Below are 18,742 nucleotides of genomic sequence, written 5' to 3' on the forward strand. Positions count from 1 at the left end.
CGCGTCATGAGAGGAAACTTGCGCCTAACATAGGGAGAGCGCCCCCCCTTGCCAAGCATAACAGCACGTCTGGGTTAAGCTTTCGCGCCATGATCAACCGGCACTGTGGCGGCCAAAGGGCAAGCCGGAACAGGCGGTGCGCCGATCAACTCGGCGACGGGCTGCGCCAACACCAGATCGAAGCAAGGCAGGAAACGGGCAAAGGGGGCAGCGGCGGGGCTGACCGCGATTGCCGCCGCCGCCGCTACATCCCCTGCAAAACCACGGCATTCGCCGCCGCGCCACAGCGCCGGTTCCGCAGCCAGGGCGGCGCGCACAAGGCTTGGCGGCGCGCCATCCCCGGCAATCGGCGTTTTGGCGGCGGCAGCGGCGCCAAGCGGCGCGATCAACCATGCACCCGGACTGTCGTCCAATGTGATCGCCCCGGCTTCGATGTGTGGCGTGATCCGCCGGCGACCGTCCCAAAGCAGAGTGCCAGCTACCGGCGCGGGACGCGGCAGGTCGCGCGATTCACGGCGCAGGAAGATGCCGTTTCGCCTGATATCGACGACCGCCCGCGACAATGTGGCGCAAAGCCGACCGGCCCGCATTTGCTCGAACAGCGCTTCGCTGCGCGCCTGGTCCGGCAACAAGGCGGTGCCGCCCGTCACCGCCAGCAGAACACGCAGCGCATAGACCGCGGCTTGCGTGTCATCCGCTTCCGCCAAACCGAGATCGAGACGGATGAGACCCCTCGCCGGCCGGCTGGCAAATTCACCGATCAGGGCGGCGGCGCGGCGACCGAGTTCCTCGCGATCGCCGGCAGCCCGCCCAGCCAGGCCGATTGCCTCGGCAAAACGCTGCCCGCTCCGGTCTTCGCCGAGCACGGCCCGGATGCGCGGGCGTTCGAAATTCGTGTCGATGTTGGTCGGATCCTCCGCCCAGCCGACATGTTCGCGCTGCAGGAAGGCGCGCAACGCCGCGCGCCGTACGCCGAGCAGCGGCCGCGCGATCCAGATCCGCCAGTCATAGAGGGTGGCCGGCGCCATGCCGGCGAGACCTCGGCCTGCAAGCTCTCGCCCGTCATTCCGCGCGACTCGCATCAGGACGGTCTCGGCCTGGTCGTCGGCGGTGTGGCCGGTCACGATCACACCGATGCCTTGCGCCTGCGCTGCCTCGGCCAGCAACCGGTAGCGCGCCTCGCGCGCCGCCGCGGGCAGGCCGGCCGACGGCTTGGCGCCGGACCAGTTGAGCGTCCGGTGCGCGATGCCGCGCTCGGCACAAAGCTTTGCCACGCTGCGCGCTTCGACTGCTGCTTCCGGACGCAGGCCGTGGTCGATCGTCACCGCCAGCAGCCGGGCTGTCGGGGCGCTGCGGTCGAGGTGAGCCTTGAGGAGAAGAAGGAGGGCGGTCGAGTCGCTGCCGCCGGACACGGCCGCAAGCGCGCCGTTGGTAAAGTCGATCTGCGAAAAATTCGAAAGGTCAGGCTCGGTATCGAGCATCAATGCATGTCGCGCAAAAGTGGTCCCGGTTCTGGGACAACACGGCAAAGACTAGCACGCCGCCAGCGCCCTCTCCTGCTTGACGCGTTCCTTGAGCGCGGCCGAAATATCGGGATAGCGCTTGCCGATCTCGCCGAAGGTGGCGCAGGCGACATCCTTCTGCTTGAGGCCGACCAGCGACACGCCAAGCTTCAGGAGCATGTCAGGCGCCTTCTTGGCCTTCGGATAGTCCTTGCTGGCGGAGAGGAAAACCTCGGCAGCGTCATGATACTTCTGCTGGCCAAGCAGCGATTCGCCAAGCCAGTAATGCGCGTCCGCCGCCTTGGCGTCCTTCGGGAAGCGGGCGATGTGGTCGCGAAAACCCTGCTCGGCGGTGCTGTAGTCGCCCGACAGGATGAACTGGTAGGAGTTGCGGTAGATCTCTTCCGGGTTGTTGGTGGCAGGCAGCGCCGCCACCACCGTGCCGTCCGACTTGCCGGTCTTAGCCCCGGCAGCCGGCGCCTCGGCGGCGGGAGCCGCACCTTCCGCCGGCGCCGCTGCCTGCGTGTTGCCGCCGGCGTCGATTACATTGCCGTTCTTGTCGACGGTAATGGTGCCGAAGGTCTTGGGCGGCGTGCCGTTGATCACCTTGCCGGGATCGCCGGTCTGCGATTCGACGATGACCTCGCCGACGCTCTGGCCGCCATCCGGCTGCGCGCCGGCATCGGCCGGCGCCTGGTCTGCCGGGGCCTCGGCGACGCCGGTGCCCGCGCCACCGTCCTGCGGCGCGGCCTCCGATTTCTTCTGGGCCGGCGGCTGCCCGCTGGAGCCGCCTTCCAACTGCTGGAAGCGGAACTCGTTGTCTTCCTGCTGCTTGCGCATCTGCTCCTGCATCTGCAGGATCTGGAAGTTGAGTTCCTCGAGCTTGCCGTTCATCTGCCGGAGCTGATCTTCCAGCCCCGCGGCGGCGGTGCCGTCCTGCTGCTGCGCGATCTGTTGCTGCTCCGGCTTCTCCTTCTTGCCGAAAATGCCGAGCGTCGGCAGATGGAAGGAAAAGCCGCTATCCGCGGGTTGTCCGGTGCCGCTCGCGGAAGCCGCGAAGCCTGATACGAGCAGCAGCGCAAGCGTGCCGCTCAAGACCGATCTGAAATGCATGTGCCTCTCGCCGTGAATATCGTGAGCCTGTTCGCGCCTTCCGATCACAGTGGGACCGGCACGACGCCCTCGGCTCTTAGCAGGAGGCGAGACTTCGGCCAAATTTTGTTTCCGGGTTTGTTTCCGGGACCGAAACTGAAAAAGGCGGCCACAAGGCCGCCTTTCGCATGGAAGTGTTGCAATTATGCGACTAAGGCCGCCGTCTTACTCATCAGGAGCCGGCGCCGGAGAGCGTGGTGACGGCGCGGCGATTCTGCGACCAGCAGGAGATGTCGTCGCAGACCGCGACCGGACGTTCCTTGCCGTAGGAAATGGTCTTCAGGCGGCTCGCCGAAACGCCCCTGGCGACCAGGAAGTCGCGGGTGGCGGCGGCGCGGCGGGCGCCGAGAGCCAGATTGTATTCACGCGTGCCGCGTTCGTCGGCATGGCCTTCGACGACGATGGCGTACTGCTTGTACTGGTTGAGCCACTGCGCCTGGCGCGACAGCGTCGTCTGCGCATCGGCGCGGATCGCGGTCGAGTCCGTGTCGAAGAAGATGCGGTCGCCAATGTTGACGGTGAAGTCCTGCGCCGAGCCCGGCGTTGCCGCACCCGCGCCATTGAGACCGAGATCGGCAGCGTTGTTAGGGGTTTTCTTCGAGGCGCAACCGGTGATGGCGAGCATCGCGATCAGGGCGATCATCGCCGGGTTTCTGGTAAGTGCTGCGATACGGCCCATGCCGCCTCTCCTTCGTATTCGAGTGACTTCGTTGATCACCCAGTAACCACGTTTGGGTTAACCGGCATTCAAGAAACACGGTTAAAATTTGGTTTCAGCCGCCGTCCCCAGCCAAAATGACCTGATGCCACAATGGTCGCGGACCGTAGGCGGAAATGCGGCCAAAACGCGACTTTGGCGTGAAAAAAGCCCCAAAACGGGGCTTTTAAGGTAGTGTTGCCGAGTTGCAACGAAGCGAGCGGGCCAGGCCGAAACTTAGTTACTCCAGCAGCGGCGACCACGCCGGGTCGGAAGCAAAATTCGCGGTCGGGATCGACTGTTCGTTGCGGCCGGTGAGATCGACGGAAACCAGTTTTGGGCCGCCGGCGGAGTCGCGGAAGAACATCAGCACGCGGCCGTTGGGCGCCCAGGTCGGTCCCTCCTGCTGGAAGCCCGAGGAGAGGATGCGCTCGCCCGAACCGTCGGTCTTCATGACGCCGATCTGGAATTCGCCGCCGGTCTGCTTGGTGAAGGCGACGAGGTCGCCGCGCGGCGACCACACCGGCGTCGAATAGACGCCGTCGCCGAACGAGATGCGGGTCTGGCCCGAGCCGTCGGCGCCCATCACATAGATCTGCGCGCGGCCGCCACGGTCGGAAGTGAATACCACCTTGCTGCCGTCGGGCGAATAAGACGGCGAGGTGTCGATCGCCGTCGAATTGGTGAGCCTGGTGGTCGAGCGGCTGCGCAGATCCATGGCAAAGATGTTGGAATTGCCGTCGTCGCGCAGCAGGCTCATGATCACCTTCTGGCCGTCGGGCGAAAAGCGCGGCGCAAAGGTCATGCCGGGAAAATTGCCGACCAGTTCGCGCTGCCCGGTCTCGATCTGCAGCAGATAGACCCGCGGCTGACCGCTTTCGTACGACATGTAAGTGATTTCCTGCCGGTTGGGCGAGAAACGCGGCGTTAGCACGATCGAGCGGCCATCGGAGAGATAGCGCACATTGGCGCCGTCCTGGTCCATGATGGCGAGCCGCTTCTTGCGCGCATTCTTGGCGCCGGATTCGTCGATGAAGACGACGCGTGTGTCGAAATAGCCCTTCTCGCCGGTGAGCTTCTCATAGATCGCATCGGCGATGATGTGGGCGACACGGCGTTGATTTGCGTCGTTGGCGAAAAACTGCTCCCCGGCTATCTGCTGGTTGCCAAAAATATCCCATAGTCGGTACTGGGCGCGGATTCGGCCGTCCGCCTCCTTGCTCACGCTGCCGGTGACCAGCGCCTGCGCATTGATCACCTTCCAGTCGTCGAAACGGGGCTGCGCATCCGGATTGGCGATCTTCTCGATGAAGGCGTTCTTGTCTATCGGTGCGAAGAGACCGGAGCGCTTCAGGTCGGCGGTGACGATCTCGGAAATCTGCGCGCCGAGCCCTCCCTGGAAATCTGGGATGGCGATCGGCATCGGTTCGACATTGCCTTTGTTGACGTTGAGCTCGAGGGTTGCTCGAGCAGGCAAGGTGACGACGGCGTTCATGCCCATCGCCATCGCGGCGACCATCAGGAGCGGCTTGAGGATGGATTTCATGTCTTCTCGCTTCTCTTGCTGATTTCTGGGTGCTCAGGCTACAGGCCAAGCATCGCTCTGGGATCGAAGTTGACGCGAACGTCGGACCAAATGTCATGCTTTCCGGCGGGCACCTGCAGGCCGGCGACATCGCATTTCTGCACAGCGCGAACCGCGCTGCTGTCGAACTGGGGGTTGCCGCTGGACTTCTCGACGGTCGGACGGCCCTCCAGCTTGCCGGAGGCATCTAGGCTGAAACGGATCACCACGGTGAAATCCTCAGAACCCTCAAGCCCAACCGGGAGGGTCCAGCAGCCACCGAGTTGTTCTTCCAATGCCCCTTGCTCGGACTTCGACAGCTTCTGGCCTTGATCCTTGTCGCCGCCTAGCGATGCTTGCTGGGTCGAGCGCTTAGCGCCGCCGCCGGATGGCTTCTGCTTGTCGAGCAAAGCCTTGATGTCAGCCTCATTGAACTGCTTGTCATCCGACTTCGGCTTCGACGAGGCTTCCTTGACTGGCTTGTCAGCGTCCTTGCGGTCCGGTGCCTTGGCGCTTTCGGCCTGCGCCGGCTGCGGCTTCGGCCGTGCTTCGGGAGCAGGAGCGGAAGTCGGAAGCTGCGCTTCTTCCAGAGGCTGCTGATCCGATATGGCTTCGGCGACCGCGTCGGGCTTCACGCGTGGCTTCGGCTCTATGGCGGCGGTCGTGTCCGGCTGCGGTGTTGGTGCAGGCTCCTTCACCGGGGTCGGCTTCGGTTCAACCTGCTTCACCGGCTCGGGCTTGACCTCTTCCTTCGGCTGCGGCTCCGGCGCCACCTCCGTCGCAGGTGTCGGCTTCGGCGCTTCCTTTGGCTTCGGCGTGTCCTCGGTCTTCGGCTTTTCGGTCGGCGTCGGCGCCGGAGCAGCCGTCGCTGTTTTCTCCACCGGCTTCGGCTTGGGATCGTCCGTCACCGGCTTGTCGGTATCAACGCTGTTCTCGCCGATTTTCTGTGCATCTGGCACGATGTCGGGACGCTTGGTCGGCATCGGCGCCGGCTTTTCATGCATCACCGCCTTCTTGTCGCCCTGCAGCGTCTGCGCAATGGCTTCCATGGGAACGATGTCGACCGCTATCGACTCGACATCCGTGGACGGCAGCGCGGCCGGCGCCGACAGGGTGAACAGGCCGAAAGCCAGTGCCACCGTATGCAGTATCACCGATGTGGTGAGGCCGGTCTTCATCGTGCGTCTACTGATCCTGTTGCTGCAGTGAAATCAGGCCGATATTCTTGTAGCCGGCGGCCTGGATGAGGGCCATGACCTCCATCGCGGCACCATAATTGGTCGCCTTGTCGCCGCGGATGAAGATGCGCTCTTCGTAGCCGGTCTTGGAAATCGCCTGCAGTTTGGCGACCAGCTCTTCCCTTGGGATTTCGGTCTCCTGCAGGAAAATCTTGCCGGCCGCGTCGATCGAAACGGTGATCGGCTGGGTGTCGGCGTTCATAGCCTTGGCCTTCGTCTCCGGCAGGTCGACCGGCACTCCGACCGTCAACATAGGTGCGGCGACCATGAAGATAATCAAGAGCACCAGCATCACGTCGACCATCGGCGTGACGTTGATTTCCGACATCAATGCATGGTGGCGGCCGCGCCGCCTGTGTCCGCGCCCGCCGCGTCCTGCCATGCCAACCGACATACCCATCTTCTTACCTCAGCCCTTAGGCGCTACTTTTTCATCGATTTGGCGCGAGAGTATGGCGGAGAACTCGTCCGAGAACCCTTCCATCCGCACCGCGATCTTGTTCGCGTCGGATGACAGCTTGTTGTAGGCGATAACCGCTGGAATGGCGGCGAGCAGACCGATGGCCGTTGCCAGCAGCGCTTCGGCAATGCCGGGTGCGACAACCGCGAGACTGGTGTTCTTCGAACCGGCAATCGCCTGGAACGAGGTCATGATGCCGATGACGGTTCCGAACAGGCCGATGAAGGGTGCGGCCGAACCAGTGGTGGCGAGAAAGCCGAGACGGCCCTCCAGCTTCTCCATCTCGCGCGTCAACGCCAGGTCCATCGCCTTGTCGATGCGGGTCTGCAGGCCGAGCGGCGATTTGGCCCCCTTCTCGAAGCTCTTCTTCCATTCGCGCATGGCGGCGACGAAGATCGCACCCATGCCCGTGGTCTTGCGGTCGGCAAGCGTGCGATAGAGCTCTTCCAGCGACTGCCCCGACCAGAACACCTGTTCGAAGCGATTGAGCGACAGACGCATGCGGGCATAGCTGACCAGCTTGTCGACGATGATCGCCCAGGTCCAGACCGAGGCGCAGAGCAGACCGATCATGACCAGCTTGACCACCCAGCTGGCCTGTGTGAACAGCGCCCAAATCGACAATTGCGCTGCCGGATCGGCGAGTGCGGTAGTTTCCATGCTTCAGTCCTTAAGATTTTCCGGGCATCGCTGGCGGCTGGCCCATGGGCATCCTTGTGGTCCGTTCGCGCTTGGCTTCCGGATTAACCCCAAAATGCACCGTTGGCGGCCTTTTCAGGGCAAATATTGGTGAAAGGAAGGCGCGCGGATTCTTCCAATCTTCACCGATCTCTTCATGAACCGTTATGGTTAAGGATGGGTTAGGAAATATGGCGCGGCGCATTGCCGCGCCAAGGCACGACGCGGGCCATCCATCCACAATCGAATGCGCTGCCGATTGGCCGCTCGTTGCCGGCCGGCAGGCCTGGATATCAGCTTGCTCCTGGTAGAAAGGCCGCGATCCATTCTTTCGGAAAGCGCTTCGGCCGGCCGTTCTCGCCGATGATCGCCGCCTCGACCTTTGCTTCGACCAGAACCTCTGTCCCGCGTTTCAATTGCTGCGCCATGACGATGCGGGCGCCGGAAATATCCTGCGTTGATGTGTCGATGGTCAGGATATCGTCCATGCGGGCAGGCGAGCGGAAATCTATCTCCATCCGCCGCACCACCCAGACGATCCGTTCGCCGTGCTTGCCTTCGTGAAGTTCTGTGTGGTGGACGCCCGCCAGCCTGAGATAGTCCGAGCGGCCGCGCTCGAAGAATTCGAGATAGCGCGCGTGGTAGACGACGCCGGAAAAATCGGTGTCGGCATAATAGACTCGCGCCATCAGCCGATGGCCGAATTCCGTCAAGGCTCCGGAAAGCCCGCCGGCAAGCGCCGCCGATTCACCATGATCGTCCATCGCGCTTTCCTTTTTGCCCCCGGCGGGGCACCTGTCTTGCCAAAATCACCAGCGCAGCAAACCGGATGGCACTGTTGACGGCGATGATCAAGACCGTGATGGCAGCGCTGCTGGTGCTGGCGGCGTCTGCGCTTCCCGGTCAGGCCGCGAGCTTTTCGATGAAGCGCGGCCTCAACCTCGACCAGTGGACGACCTGGGTCGGGGAAGACAAATGGAACGACCGACAAGCCATCCTGCCCTATCCGGAATGGCGCAAGTTCCTCAACGAGGATGACCTCAAGGCGCTGAAGGCCGCCGGTTTCGACTTTCTGCGCATGCCGGTCGATCCCTCGCCGTTTATGTCGGATCAGACACTGGCGCTGCGTGACGACCTTTATGCCAGCGTGCGGGACTCGGCGCGCATGATCAACCGGGCCGGTCTGAAAGTGATCGTCGACATGCACCTGATCCCGGCCGGCGGCGGCCGCGAGATCGGCATGGGCCAGGTGATGGACGATCCCGCAACCTTCGACGCCTATGTCGAGGTCGTCCGCAAAATGGCGCGCACGCTTGCCACTGAGGACCCGGCGCAGGTCGCTTTCGAGCCGATGAACGAGCCTATCGTCGACTGCGACAGCGATGGCACCAGCCTGTGGCCGGAGCGTCAGCAAAAGCTGTTCGCGGCCGCGCGCGCCTCGGCCACCAGGCTGACGCTGATCCTGACCGGCGCCTGTTATTCCAATGCGGCTTCGCTGGTCAGGATCGACCCAAAGTCGATCCCCGACGACAACCTCATCTGGACCTTCCACTCCTACGACCCGTTCCTGCTGACGCATCAGGGCGCGACCTGGGCCGGCGATTTCATTCTTTATGTTACCGGGCTGCCCTATCCGCTGACCGCGGTGCCGCGCGCCGAGCTCGATGCGACGCTGGATGCGATCCGCGCCAAGATAAAAGCCGAGGCGCCATGGACCAGACGGAACGGCCTGCTCGCCTATCTCGATGAACAAGCCGCCAGCATGGACACGGACGAAAAGCTGCTCGGCGTCATGGATGCGCCGTTCGAAAAGGTCGAGGCCTGGGCGAAGGCCAACGCCATCAAGCCGGAAAACATCACGCTGGGCGAGTTCGGCATGATCCGCCAGGAGTATGGCAACCCCTATGTGATGCCGCCCAAATACCGCGCGGCCTATGTCAAGGACATGATCGCGCGCGCCGAGGCGCATGGCTTCTCATGGTCGGTGTGGAGTTTTGGCGGCGCCTTCGGCATCGTCGACGCTTTCAACGGCGAAAAGGCCGAACCCGCCGTGATGGATGCGATCCGCTCGCTCCATTCGCCCTAGGGCATGTCGATATTCAGGTCAGGCCGAGGGAAAATGAGGGGTTCCGAGAACCGGAACGGAGCGGACTTTGGTCCGTGACTACCGGAAGCGCAGGAACACCTCATTTGCAGGCCGGCATCACCTGAATACCGGCATGCCCAAACCGAGGTCGATCTGCAGGATCTCCGGCCGCATGCCAAAGCGCACCGGCGCGATGCTGAAGCCGAGCCCGCCTGACACGATCAAATTGCGGTCATTCTCGACGACATGGCCATAGGCAAAGCGGTTGCCGAAGCGGGACGGCACCACCGGTGAATAGCCGAACAGCCTGACCTGCCCGCCATGTGTGTGGCCCGACAGCGTCAGCGAAACCCGCCACGGCACTTTCGGGAAAATGTCAGGCTCATGCGCAAGCAGGATGATCGGTGCCTGGTCGGTGATCTTGGCCAGCGTGCCGTCGAGATCGTCGAGGCCTTTAAATTTGTCGCGGCCTGCGGCCTTGTTCGGTAACAGTGCCAGTTGGTCGGCGAGCCCGGCGATCCAGAAGCCGTATCCATTCTTTTCCAGACGCACAGTGTCGTTCTCCAGAACCGAGATGCCGGCTTCCTCCAATGCCTTGCGCGCCACAGTCGGCCCCGCTCCGGCCTGCTGCGCGAAAGGATCGTGCCACCAGTCGTGATTGCCGAGGATCGACAGGACACCAAGCGGCGCCTTCAGTCCTGACAAGGCCGGCGCCCATTCATGGGCCTCCACCCGGTTCGTCACCAGGGACATGCCTGAGATATAGTCGCCGAGCAGTACGATCAGATCGGGCTGCAGCACGTTCGCACCCTCGACGAGCGAAGCGATCCGCTCAGGCGTCATCCAGGGGCGGCAGGCGTGAATATCGGCAAGTGCTACGACGCGCAGCTTCAGACCTGCCGGCCAGTGCGGCGGCGTCAGCCGGTAGCGCTTCACATGGGTCAGCAGCATCGGTTCGATGCCGACCGCATAAGCACTGAGCGAAGCTAGCGAGAGGAACGAACCTCCGGCGAATTTCAGGAACCCGCGTCTGGTGATCACTTTTCTGGCTCCGACCTTGATCGGAGCGGTTCGCGCCGACATTGCGACGCCCGATACAATCGAGGAATGCGCCTTCACGCTGGCAGGTTTGAGGAGATGCTGCACAGAATCCGTTCCGAAGAACAAATGTCCGTTACTCTTCCTGGAACAGGTTGATCTGCTGCTGTGCCAGATCCTTTGGCGCGTCGAGGCCGAGATGGCGCCAGGCGTTGGCGGTCAGCACGCGGCCGCGTGGCGTCCGTTGGATGAAACCCTGCTGGATCAGATAGGGCTCGATAATGTCCTCGATGGCGTCGCGCGGCTCGGACAGGCCGGCGGCGATCGTCTCGATGCCGACCGGGCCACCACCGAAATTGGCCGCGATCATCGAGAGATAGCGGCGGTCGAGCGCGTCGAGGCCGAGCGCGTCGACCTCGAGCCGGGTGAGAGCTTCGTCGGCAATCTGCTTGTCGACGTGGCCGTCGCCGGCGACGGAGGCGAAATCGCGCACGCGGCGCAACAACCGGCCGGCGATGCGCGGCGTGCCGCGGGCTCGGCGCGCAATCTCCAACGCGCCATCGTCGCCGAGCGGCATTTGCAGGATGCGGGCGCCGCGGCGCACGATCTGCTCCAGTTCCTCGACCGAATAGAAATTAAGCCGCACCGGAATGCCGAAGCGATCGCGCAGCGGGTTGGTCAAAAGGCCGAGCCTGGTGGTGGCGGCAACGAGCGTGAAGCGGGCAAGATCGATCTTGACCGAGCGTGCCGCCGGACCTTCGCCGATGATCAGGTCGAGCTGGAAATCCTCCATCGCCGGATAGAGGATTTCCTCGACTGCCGGATTGAGCCGGTGGATCTCGTCGATGAACAGTACATCGCGGTCTTCCAGATTGGTGAGAAGTGCGGCGAGATCGCCGGCCTTGGCGATCACCGGACCGGAGGTCGAGCGGAAATTGACGCCGAGCTCGCGCGCCATGATCTGCGCCAGCGTTGTCTTGCCAAGCCCCGGCGGCCCGACGAACAGCACATGGTCAAGCGCCTCGCTGCGGCCCTTGGCGGCCTCGATGAAGACCTTGAGATTGGCCCGCACCGCGGCCTGGCCGACGAAATCGGCGAGCGTCTGCGGCCGCAAGGTCTGCTCAGCATCCTCGCCGCGCTTTTCCGGGGCAATGAGGCGGGGTGAAAGGCTCATGCGGCCTTCCTCGCACAGGGCAAAGGACCGGACAAGCAATCACTCACCGCGCCAGTTCCTTCAGCCCGAAACGAATGAGCTTCGAGGCATCGGCGTCCTCGCCGGCCGTCTTCAGCGCCGCCGCGACAGCATTGGCTGCGGTGTCGCGCGAATAGCCGAGATTGACCAGCGCCGAGACGGCGTCGGTGATCGGCGCCGGCGCCACGCCTTCCCCGAGTTCCTGCTTCAGGCCGATGGCGCCGGAGGCGGTTCCGGCATAGGCCGGCGCCTTGTTCTTCAATTCGGTGACGATGCGCTCGGCCACCTTCTTGCCGACGCCGGGCGCGCGGCTGACCATGGCGATGTCGCGCAGCGCGATCGCATTGGCGAGGTCGGCCGGCGCCAGCGTCGACAGGATGGCCAGCGCCACCTTGGCGCCGACGCCTTGCACATTGCTCATCAACAGCCGGAACCATTCGCGCTCAAGCACCGATTGGAAACCGTAGAGCCGGATCATGTCCTCGCGCACATAGGTCTCGATGAACAGCACCACCGCCTCGCCGGGCGAAGGCAGCGCGGCCAGCGTGCGCGCCGAGCAATAGGCGACATAACCGACGCCGTGCACATCGACGAGGCAGAAATCCTCGTCGATCTCGTCCAGCGTGCCTTTCAATTTGCCGATCATGCCAGATCTTTCATGGAAGAAGGGCTTTCATGGGTGTGTTTCCGGAGAGATGATGTCGAGCTCCGGGAAATAGCTGCGGTAGCGAGCAGCGTCGCGGGTCAAGAGGCGGTGCCCGGCAACGGTCGCATGGGCGCCAATGAAGAAATCGGGCAAGGTACGCTCCCGCAAGCCGCCCGCCCGGCGGTAGCGCGAATGCGTAACACCGGCAAGAAAAGCCGCGTCCCAAGGCAGAGGCTCGCGACCGATCTCGAGCGTTTCGATTGCCTTTCGAAGCGCCGTCTCCGTCGCGATCAGCGGTGCCAGTTCGGACCAGACAATCGTGTTGACCACCAATGCGCCGTCGCGGCGGCAGGAAACAATCGCCGACGCCGACCATTTTGTATTGGGTCCGGCCGGGCCCCAGACGTCGATGAGGACATTGGTGTCAATCAACGTCGAGATCTTCACGCGGCCCCCTCAACCATTCCATATATTCGTCGGCAGTCATGCCACCCAGATCCAGGGATCCCTCCATCCGGTCAAGCACCTCGCTGAACCTGCGGGCTGCCTCCTCTTCAGACAGATTTTCGGTGACGGCCACAAGACGGGCGCCATCGTCGGTGGCGACAAATTCCACCTCGGAACCAGGCCCGATGCCCAGATGGTCCCTTATCTGCTTGGGTATGGTGACCTGCCCTTTGGTGGTGACACGCATGGTAATACCTCTCAGGTATTACTTACTGCCTTACCGTGAACAAGTCAAGAACGCGCCTAACCGGCCAGCGCCATCCTGTAGGCGACGCTTTGCCGGTGATGCGCGTGACAGATGGCGATAGCCAACGCGTCGGCGGCATGTTCGGTGTCGAAAACGGCTTTCGGCAACAGCACCTTGACCATCATGTGAATCTGCTTCTTGTCGCCATGGCCAACGCCGATCACCGCCTTTTTGACGGCATTGGGGGCATATTCGGCGACGACAAGGCCGGCGCGCGCCGGCACCAGCATGGCTATGCCGCGCGCCTGGCCGAGCTTCAGTGTCGCCACCGCATCCTTGTTGACGAAGGTTTGCTCGACGGCCGCTTCCTGCGGCATGGCCGCATGCAGGATCTCGGCCAGCCCGTCATGCAATTGGCAGAGCCGTGTCGCCAGCGCCGCCTTGTCGTCGGAGCGTACAGTGCCGGAACTGATAAAGCGCAGCGAGTTGCCGAGGCTCTCGACGATGCCCCATCCGGTGCGCCTCAGCCCCGGATCGATACCGATAATGCGAATCGCTTCCCTCATGCGCGAAGTCTACCTCCGGCGCACAGCGATGTCAGGGAAATGTGAACAAACCGGAAACGGGAAGCGTTTAACCTCGAGCGAAAGCCGTATTCAGCAGCGTGATCTGGTCGGAAACCGGATTGGCGCGGCGGCCTGTTACCGGCGTCTCGGCAAACGCGCCGCCATAGATCTCTTCGTCCATGCGGCGCACCAGCGCCTGCAGGCGCAGCGAGCGGGTGACGAGGTCGAGGAAATCCTTCGGCAGTTCGCCCCAGCCGACCGCTTCGTCATGCGCCGAGGCGGTGTCGAGACGCACCTTGGATTTTTCCGAGGCGACCTGGTCGCGGGTCATCTCGCCGGAATTTGCCGCCCGCTGCAAAAGCAGCCAGGAGGCGACCTGCATCAGCCTTGTGGTCAGCCGCATCGATTCGGCCGCATAGAGCGTCGCCGCCAATCTGGACAGCTTCTTGGCCTCGGCCCGGCCCTTGCCGTCGAGATATTCCGCTGCTTGCTCAACCAGGCCCATGCCTTCCTGGTAGAGCGGTTTGAAGGATTGGGAGAAAACCCGGCGTTCCGCCAGCTTGATGGTTTTCGCGCTGCCCTTCGAAGGCTCGTTCATCGATACGCCCCTGCACTGCCCCGTCGGCTGATTCGGCTTCATCGCCGTCACGCCGGCACCCTAGATGACTGAAGCTTGAAAATGCGCTTCGCCGCCGGCGAAGGCAAGCACATGTTTAACAAACGGTTAACGCCTGCGCAGGGGCGCCAAGCGGACCAAAAGCAGACAAAAAAAGAGCCGCGGATAAGGCGGCTCTCAGGAGTTTAACAGGGAGGCGTCAAACGAAGTGGCTCCAACCACTCGGTAAGAATCCAGATCACTGGATGGACATAGTAAACACCTGTAAAGCTTAATGAACCCTTAACGGCGCGGATATTTCTTGATCGACCGCTGCCCTTCTGTGCCGTATCAGCACAACGGCCCCCGAAGCCTGATCGTCAGCTTGTTCATGCCTTCTTCCACACAGCCGGCAAGGAAATGAAGGCGAACAGCAGCATTGCCGCATAAAACCCCATCGAGGAGGAAGCCAGCACCGGCTCGATCTCCGGATGGCCGGCAAGTTCAAAGTAAAGCCCGATCATCAGTGCGATGCCGCAGATTGCCGTCAGCCAGAAATGCACGACGGCAATCGTCTTTTGCCCGACCGCTGGAAACAGGTGGTAGAAGAAGGCAAACACCGCCGACATCAGCCAGCCCGCCACCATGGTGTGCGCGTGGGTCGGCATCTGCCCATGGTCATTGGAGATCGCCATATGCAGGCCGAGCGCCATGCCGCACAGGGAATAGATGACGGCCAGGGTGAAGAAATTTCGTGCTACGCCTTGCATGGGATACCCTCGATGGTTGTTGCAGACTTGGTCCGACCGCGCGCGGCCAAAATGGAGCGTCGGTCGCGAGCGGCTTAGTCCCCGCAGGTTTCAGGATCATGCCGCGAAACCAGCCAATGCCGACACGGCGTCTATCCGGCAAATGCCGGGTATTGTGCGGGCTGGCGGTAAAATCCGGCGACGGCGCCACCGCAACAAGCCGGCACCCACGCGGCATCTTCTGGATACATGTACGGAGATAATCCGCCCTCCTTCGGAAGCAGACGCGCGAAAGCAGCGTTTACCCCCGGAACGATGCACAAGGAGCGGCAATGGACTGGTATTCTCTCTTCAAATTCCTGCATGTCATGGCAGCGATCCTCTGGCTCGGCGGCGGTTTCGCCATGCTGCTGGTTTCGATACTCGCCGATCGCGACGGCGACGACGAGACGCTGATGGTCATGCTGAGAACGACGGACAAACTCGGCTTGCGTCTGTTCGTGCCGGCGTCTATCGCGACCCTGGCTTCTGGTCTGGTGCTGACTTCGCTATGGACCGGCTTCTCCGACCTTTGGGTCGTCATCGGCCTTTGCGGCTACGCCGCCGCGTTTCTGACCGGTATCCTCGTGCTGAAGCCTTCGTTCGAAAAGCTTGCCACAATGCTTGCCGCGGACGGCATGACCCCGGCTGCCATAGCGTTTGGGCGCCGCATGATACGGATCGTCAAGTTCGATTTCGTCATCATGATCGTCGTCGTCGCCGACATGGTGCTGAAGCCGACCGCGCACGACATCGCCACTCTCGGCGCCATGGCGGTCGTGGTCGTTGGTGGTGCATCGCTGACCTTTGCGAGCGCCCCGCGAACCAAACCGGCAGCCGCCTGAGCGGGATTTAGAGCAGGCCGGCGATCCCGTCCCAAAGCAGCTTGACCGCGACCACGGCCACGGTCGCGTAGGTGAAGGGATAAAAAATCTCCGGCCGCATGCGCCGCACCAGCCAGGCGCCGGCGATGGTGGCCAGCGGCGCCAGCGGCATCAGCACGGCCGACGCCGTCAGGTTGGCGGTGTCGAACTGGCCAAGCGCGAAGTAGGGGATCAGCTTCAGCGCGTTGGTGGCGGCAAAGAAGATCGCCGATGTCCCCGACAGCACCTTCGGATCGAGCCGGATCGGCAGCGCATAGACCTGGAAGGGGGGCCCGCCGACATGGGCGACGAAGCTGGTGAAGCCGGCGACGGTGCCCCAGAAGGCGGCGGCGATGCGGTTGGGCGCCGCCGCATGGTCGGAACCGTGGCGGAACTGGAGATAGAGCCAGCGCAGCACGAAGATCAGCGCGACAGCGCCGACGACCAGCCGCACCATCTCTTCGGTGACGAGCGCTGCCGTCAGCCAGCCGAGCCCAATGCCGATCACCGCGCCCGGCATCATGTCGACCAGCATCTTTCTGTCATACACACCCCACCACGTCCACACCGAAACGATGTCCATCAGGCACAGGATCGGCAGCAGGATGGCCGCCGCCTGCACCGGCGGCATGGCCAGCGCCATCAAAGGCACGCCAACGAAGCCTACAGCGCCGCCGAAGCCGCCTTTCGACAGCCCGACAAGTATCACCGCCGGAATGGCGGCGGCATAAAACCACGGATCGGCGAGCAGACCTGACATGAGCTGAAAATGGCTGGAGGGAAGACGGTTGCCCTGCAATAGCCCAGAAACCCTTGCGCCGCGACCGGGAAAATGCCGGGCCGGGTCGATCAACTGTGCGTAAAGCGACGGTTCCGGATTTGCGGCAAGATCGCCGCCGATGCATAAGGGCGCCGTCCCCGCTGCATCAGGTTTTGGCCCCAGGTTTTTGACCCCCAGGTTTTTGACAATTAGCGAACCCCAAATCCGCCGCGCCGAAGCGGCCGACCTGTCTGCCATCGTAGTCATGCTCGCCGACGATCCGCTTGGCCGCAGCCGCGAGGATGCGACCGAACCACTCGCCAAGGCCTATCGCGACGCCTTTGCCGCCATCGACGCCGACCCCAACCAGTTTCTTGCCGTGATGACGGATAGCGGCCGCGTCATCGGCACGTTGCAGATCAGCTATCTCGCCGGGCTGTCGCTGCAGGGCGCCTTGCGCGGCCAGATCGAGGCTGTGCGCGTCGTCGCAGACCGCCGCGGCGAACGGCTGGGACAGCGTCTGCTGGAATGGGCGATCGAACAGTGCCGTGAACGCGGCTGCAAGATTGTCCAGCTGACCACCAACAAGAGCCGCCAGGACGCGCATCGCTTCTATGACCGGCTCGGCTTCAAGGCCAGCCACATCGGCTACAAGCTGGAGCTTAATTCAGTGGCGGCGGACGGCGCCGGATCGGCTGCGCCTTGATGATGGCGGTGCTGGTCTCCGCCTTGTCGGCGATGCGGTCGAGAAGCTTGTCGAGCTCGCCGATGGAGCGCACGTAGAGCCGGGCCACGAAACAGTCGTCGCCGGTGACCTTGTCGCATTCGCCGAATTCCGCGATCTCCTCGATCAGCTTCTGGACGATATGCAGCTTGCCCGGCAGTGGCCGCACCCGCACGATCGCCTGCAACGGAAACCCCAGCGCTTCCGGGTCGATCTCGATGGTGAAGGCGCGGATGACGCCGCGTTCCTCGAGCCGCCGCAGCCGTTCCGAGACGCTCGGCGACGACAGCCCGACCTGCTGCGCCAGATCCTTCAACGAAGTCCGCGAATCCAGGATCAGGATGTCGAGAAGCTTTCTGTCCAACTCGTCCAGCATTTTCATCTCCTCGCAAAAGGGCAGCGCGCGCCTTATTAAATAAGGTGTTGTCCCCTTATAACCTTTCATAGGGCATATAAACCCTCAAGACGGCATGAGATTATGGCCTCAACAGATAGAGGTATTGTCATGGACAACACGGTACGCGGCACGATCGAGATGACGGCGGCGATGACGATCGTCGGCACGATCGGCTGGTTTGTCGTCATGTCGGGCCAGCCCGTCATGGACGTGGTGTTCTGGCGCTGCGCCTTCGGCGCGGTGGCGCTGCTGATCACCTGCGCGGCACTCGGGCTGCTGCGCGGCAGGCTGACGCTGCGCATTGTTGCCATCGCCGCTCTTGGCGGCGCGGCCATTGTCATCAACTGGCTGTTGCTGTTCAGCGCCTTCTCCCGCGCCTCGATCTCGATTGCCACGGCGGTCTACAACACGCAGCCCTTCATGCTGGTCGGCTTCGGCGCGCTGTTCTTCGGCGAGCGGCTGACCCTGGCCAAGCTGACCTGGCTCGGCATCGCCTTCGCCGGCATGCTGCTGATCGTGCAGACAGGGCCCGATGCGGGTGTCGGTTCCGGCATAACCGGCACAGATTATGTCATCGGCATCGTCATGGCGCTCGGAGCGGCCTTCTTCTGGGCTGTCGCGGCAATCGTCGCCAAGAAGCTCAAGGGCACCCCGCCGCATCTGATCGCGCTGATCCAGGTCTGCGTCGGCGTCGTCATGCTGGCGCCCTTCGCCAACCTCTCGCATTTGCCCGCCGATGCCTGGAGCTGGGCCATGCTGGCCACGCTTGGCGTCGTTCACACCGGCCTGGTGTACGTATTGATGTACGCCGCCATCCAAAAACTGCCGACGCATCTCCAGGGGTCACTGTCCTTCATCTATCCTGTCGTTGCGATCCTGGTCGATGTGATGGCCTTCGGCCACCGGCTGCATCCGGCCCAGCTCGTCGGCGCAGCCGCGATCCTGATCGCCGCCGCCGGCATGAATCTCGGCTGGACTTTGTGGAGGGCCAAATCGCCGGCCGAAAGCCCGCAAGCCGTCAAATGAGCCGCAGAGCGTCGGCTCGCCGGCGATCGTAAACCAAAGCCATCGCATCGATCCCCGCCCGCCTGTTCAAGGCGGG

22 protein-coding genes are annotated in these 18,742 nt (G+C 63.0%); 4 read left to right on the top strand and 18 right to left on the bottom strand.

All coding sequences use genetic code 11. The features are described 5' to 3' along the window. Window positions 1-74: 74 nt before the first annotated feature. From tilS to ybgC, 8 genes are all read right to left on the bottom strand, one after another. Entirely contained in the window at window positions 75-1,481 is a 1,407-nt protein-coding gene (gene tilS, locus NKK50_RS21495) for a tRNA lysidine(34) synthetase TilS (RefSeq protein WP_023824258.1), read from the bottom strand. Between the two features lie 51 nt (window positions 1,482-1,532). Then, window positions 1,533-2,615 carry a tol-pal system protein YbgF gene (ybgF, locus tag NKK50_RS21500; protein ID WP_023694601.1) on the bottom strand — a complete coding sequence of 361 codons (1,083 nt, stop codon included), beginning with the start codon at window positions 2,613-2,615 and terminating at the stop codon, window positions 1,533-1,535. A gap of 211 nt (window positions 2,616-2,826) precedes the next feature. Next, window positions 2,827-3,333, bottom strand: coding sequence for a peptidoglycan-associated lipoprotein Pal (gene pal, locus NKK50_RS21505; RefSeq protein ID WP_023684182.1), 507 nt, complete (start codon window positions 3,331-3,333; stop codon window positions 2,827-2,829). A 259-nt stretch (window positions 3,334-3,592) separates the two neighbouring features. Beyond that, complete coding sequence (tolB, locus tag NKK50_RS21510) at window positions 3,593-4,897, bottom strand: Tol-Pal system beta propeller repeat protein TolB (RefSeq protein ID WP_023673841.1); 1,305 nt, start codon at window positions 4,895-4,897, stop codon at window positions 3,593-3,595. A gap of 38 nt (window positions 4,898-4,935) precedes the next feature. Beyond that, entirely contained in the window at window positions 4,936-6,093 is a 1,158-nt protein-coding gene (gene tolA / locus NKK50_RS21515) for a cell envelope integrity protein TolA (protein ID WP_023733017.1), read from the bottom strand. 7 nt (window positions 6,094-6,100) lie between these two features. Beyond that, window positions 6,101-6,553, bottom strand: coding sequence for a protein TolR (tolR, locus tag NKK50_RS21520; protein WP_023673843.1), 453 nt, complete (start codon window positions 6,551-6,553; stop codon window positions 6,101-6,103). Window positions 6,554-6,562: 9 nt separating this feature from the next. Further along, on the bottom strand, window positions 6,563-7,273 hold the full coding sequence (gene tolQ / locus NKK50_RS21525) for a protein TolQ (RefSeq protein WP_023673844.1): 711 nt from the start codon (window positions 7,271-7,273) through the stop codon (window positions 6,563-6,565). A gap of 311 nt (window positions 7,274-7,584) precedes the next feature. Next, on the bottom strand, window positions 7,585-8,055 hold the full coding sequence (gene ybgC, locus NKK50_RS21530; protein ID WP_023673845.1) for a tol-pal system-associated acyl-CoA thioesterase: 471 nt from the start codon (window positions 8,053-8,055) through the stop codon (window positions 7,585-7,587). A 65-nt stretch (window positions 8,056-8,120) separates the two neighbouring features. On the opposite strand from ybgC, the gene NKK50_RS21535 reads away from it, so the two are divergent. Beyond that, window positions 8,121-9,377 carry a glycoside hydrolase family 5 protein gene (locus NKK50_RS21535; RefSeq protein WP_352543834.1) on the top strand — a complete coding sequence of 419 codons (1,257 nt, stop codon included), beginning with the start codon at window positions 8,121-8,123 and terminating at the stop codon, window positions 9,375-9,377. Between the two features lie 117 nt (window positions 9,378-9,494). On the opposite strand, the gene NKK50_RS21540 is transcribed toward NKK50_RS21535, so the two are convergent. The 8 genes from NKK50_RS21540 to NKK50_RS21575 all read right to left on the bottom strand — a co-directional run bounded on the left by NKK50_RS21540 (window position 9,495) and on the right by NKK50_RS21575 (window position 14,878). Continuing rightward, window positions 9,495-10,418: a metallophosphoesterase gene (locus NKK50_RS21540; RefSeq protein WP_023834642.1), complete on the bottom strand. Its 924-nt coding sequence runs from the start codon at window positions 10,416-10,418 to the stop codon at window positions 9,495-9,497. 133 nt (window positions 10,419-10,551) lie between these two features. Further along, window positions 10,552-11,589, bottom strand: a complete 1,038-nt coding sequence (gene ruvB / locus NKK50_RS21545) for a Holliday junction branch migration DNA helicase RuvB (RefSeq protein WP_352543835.1) — start codon at window positions 11,587-11,589, stop codon at window positions 10,552-10,554. 43 nt (window positions 11,590-11,632) lie between these two features. After that, window positions 11,633-12,253 (bottom strand): Holliday junction branch migration protein RuvA, encoded by a 621-nt coding sequence (ruvA, locus tag NKK50_RS21550; protein ID WP_023684176.1) that lies wholly within the window; start codon window positions 12,251-12,253, stop codon window positions 11,633-11,635. Window positions 12,254-12,280: 27 nt separating this feature from the next. Then, complete coding sequence (locus NKK50_RS21555) at window positions 12,281-12,700, bottom strand: type II toxin-antitoxin system VapC family toxin (RefSeq protein ID WP_023834640.1); 420 nt, start codon at window positions 12,698-12,700, stop codon at window positions 12,281-12,283. Further along, window positions 12,678-12,947, bottom strand: a complete 270-nt coding sequence (locus NKK50_RS21560) for an AbrB/MazE/SpoVT family DNA-binding domain-containing protein (RefSeq protein ID WP_023737866.1) — start codon at window positions 12,945-12,947, stop codon at window positions 12,678-12,680. Before NKK50_RS21560 ends, NKK50_RS21555 begins: the two co-directional genes overlap by 23 nt. Window positions 12,948-13,003: 56 nt before the next feature. Beyond that, the gene (gene ruvC, locus NKK50_RS21565) at window positions 13,004-13,513 is read right to left on the bottom strand and encodes a crossover junction endodeoxyribonuclease RuvC (RefSeq protein WP_023834639.1); all 510 of its coding nucleotides are present in this window, start codon (window positions 13,511-13,513) and stop codon (window positions 13,004-13,006) included. A 67-nt stretch (window positions 13,514-13,580) separates the two neighbouring features. Beyond that, window positions 13,581-14,111, bottom strand: coding sequence for a protease adaptor protein RcdA (rcdA, locus tag NKK50_RS21570; RefSeq protein ID WP_023688956.1), 531 nt, complete (start codon window positions 14,109-14,111; stop codon window positions 13,581-13,583). Between the two features lie 386 nt (window positions 14,112-14,497). Continuing rightward, on the bottom strand, window positions 14,498-14,878 hold the full coding sequence (locus tag NKK50_RS21575) for a hypothetical protein (RefSeq protein ID WP_023668767.1): 381 nt from the start codon (window positions 14,876-14,878) through the stop codon (window positions 14,498-14,500). Between the two features lie 311 nt (window positions 14,879-15,189). Here NKK50_RS21575 and NKK50_RS21580 point away from each other — a divergent pair, with 311 nt between their 5' ends. Continuing rightward, the gene (locus tag NKK50_RS21580; protein WP_023694595.1) at window positions 15,190-15,741 is read left to right on the top strand and encodes a DUF2269 family protein; all 552 of its coding nucleotides are present in this window, start codon (window positions 15,190-15,192) and stop codon (window positions 15,739-15,741) included. Window positions 15,742-15,748: 7 nt separating this feature from the next. Here the strand turns inward: NKK50_RS21580 and NKK50_RS21585 are convergent, their stop codons facing one another. After that, window positions 15,749-16,519 (bottom strand): sulfite exporter TauE/SafE family protein, encoded by a 771-nt coding sequence (locus NKK50_RS21585; protein WP_352499916.1) that lies wholly within the window; start codon window positions 16,517-16,519, stop codon window positions 15,749-15,751. A 208-nt stretch (window positions 16,520-16,727) separates the two neighbouring features. On the opposite strand from NKK50_RS21585, the gene NKK50_RS21590 reads away from it, so the two are divergent. After that, window positions 16,728-17,225 (top strand): GNAT family N-acetyltransferase, encoded by a 498-nt coding sequence (locus tag NKK50_RS21590; protein WP_352543869.1) that lies wholly within the window; start codon window positions 16,728-16,730, stop codon window positions 17,223-17,225. Here NKK50_RS21590 and NKK50_RS21595 read toward each other — a convergent pair. Further along, complete coding sequence (locus NKK50_RS21595) at window positions 17,182-17,619, bottom strand: Lrp/AsnC family transcriptional regulator (RefSeq protein WP_352499917.1); 438 nt, start codon at window positions 17,617-17,619, stop codon at window positions 17,182-17,184. The two genes, NKK50_RS21590 and NKK50_RS21595, sit on opposite strands and share 44 nt — an antisense overlap. Before the next feature lie 129 nt (window positions 17,620-17,748). Here NKK50_RS21595 and NKK50_RS21600 point away from each other — a divergent pair, with 129 nt between their 5' ends. Next, window positions 17,749-18,666, top strand: coding sequence for a DMT family transporter (locus NKK50_RS21600; RefSeq protein ID WP_352543836.1), 918 nt, complete (start codon window positions 17,749-17,751; stop codon window positions 18,664-18,666). The last annotated feature ends 76 nt before the right edge of the window (window positions 18,667-18,742 follow it).

It is taken from the genome of Mesorhizobium sp. M0001 (genome assembly GCF_040324255.1).
Classification (GTDB): domain Bacteria; phylum Pseudomonadota; class Alphaproteobacteria; order Rhizobiales; family Rhizobiaceae; genus Mesorhizobium.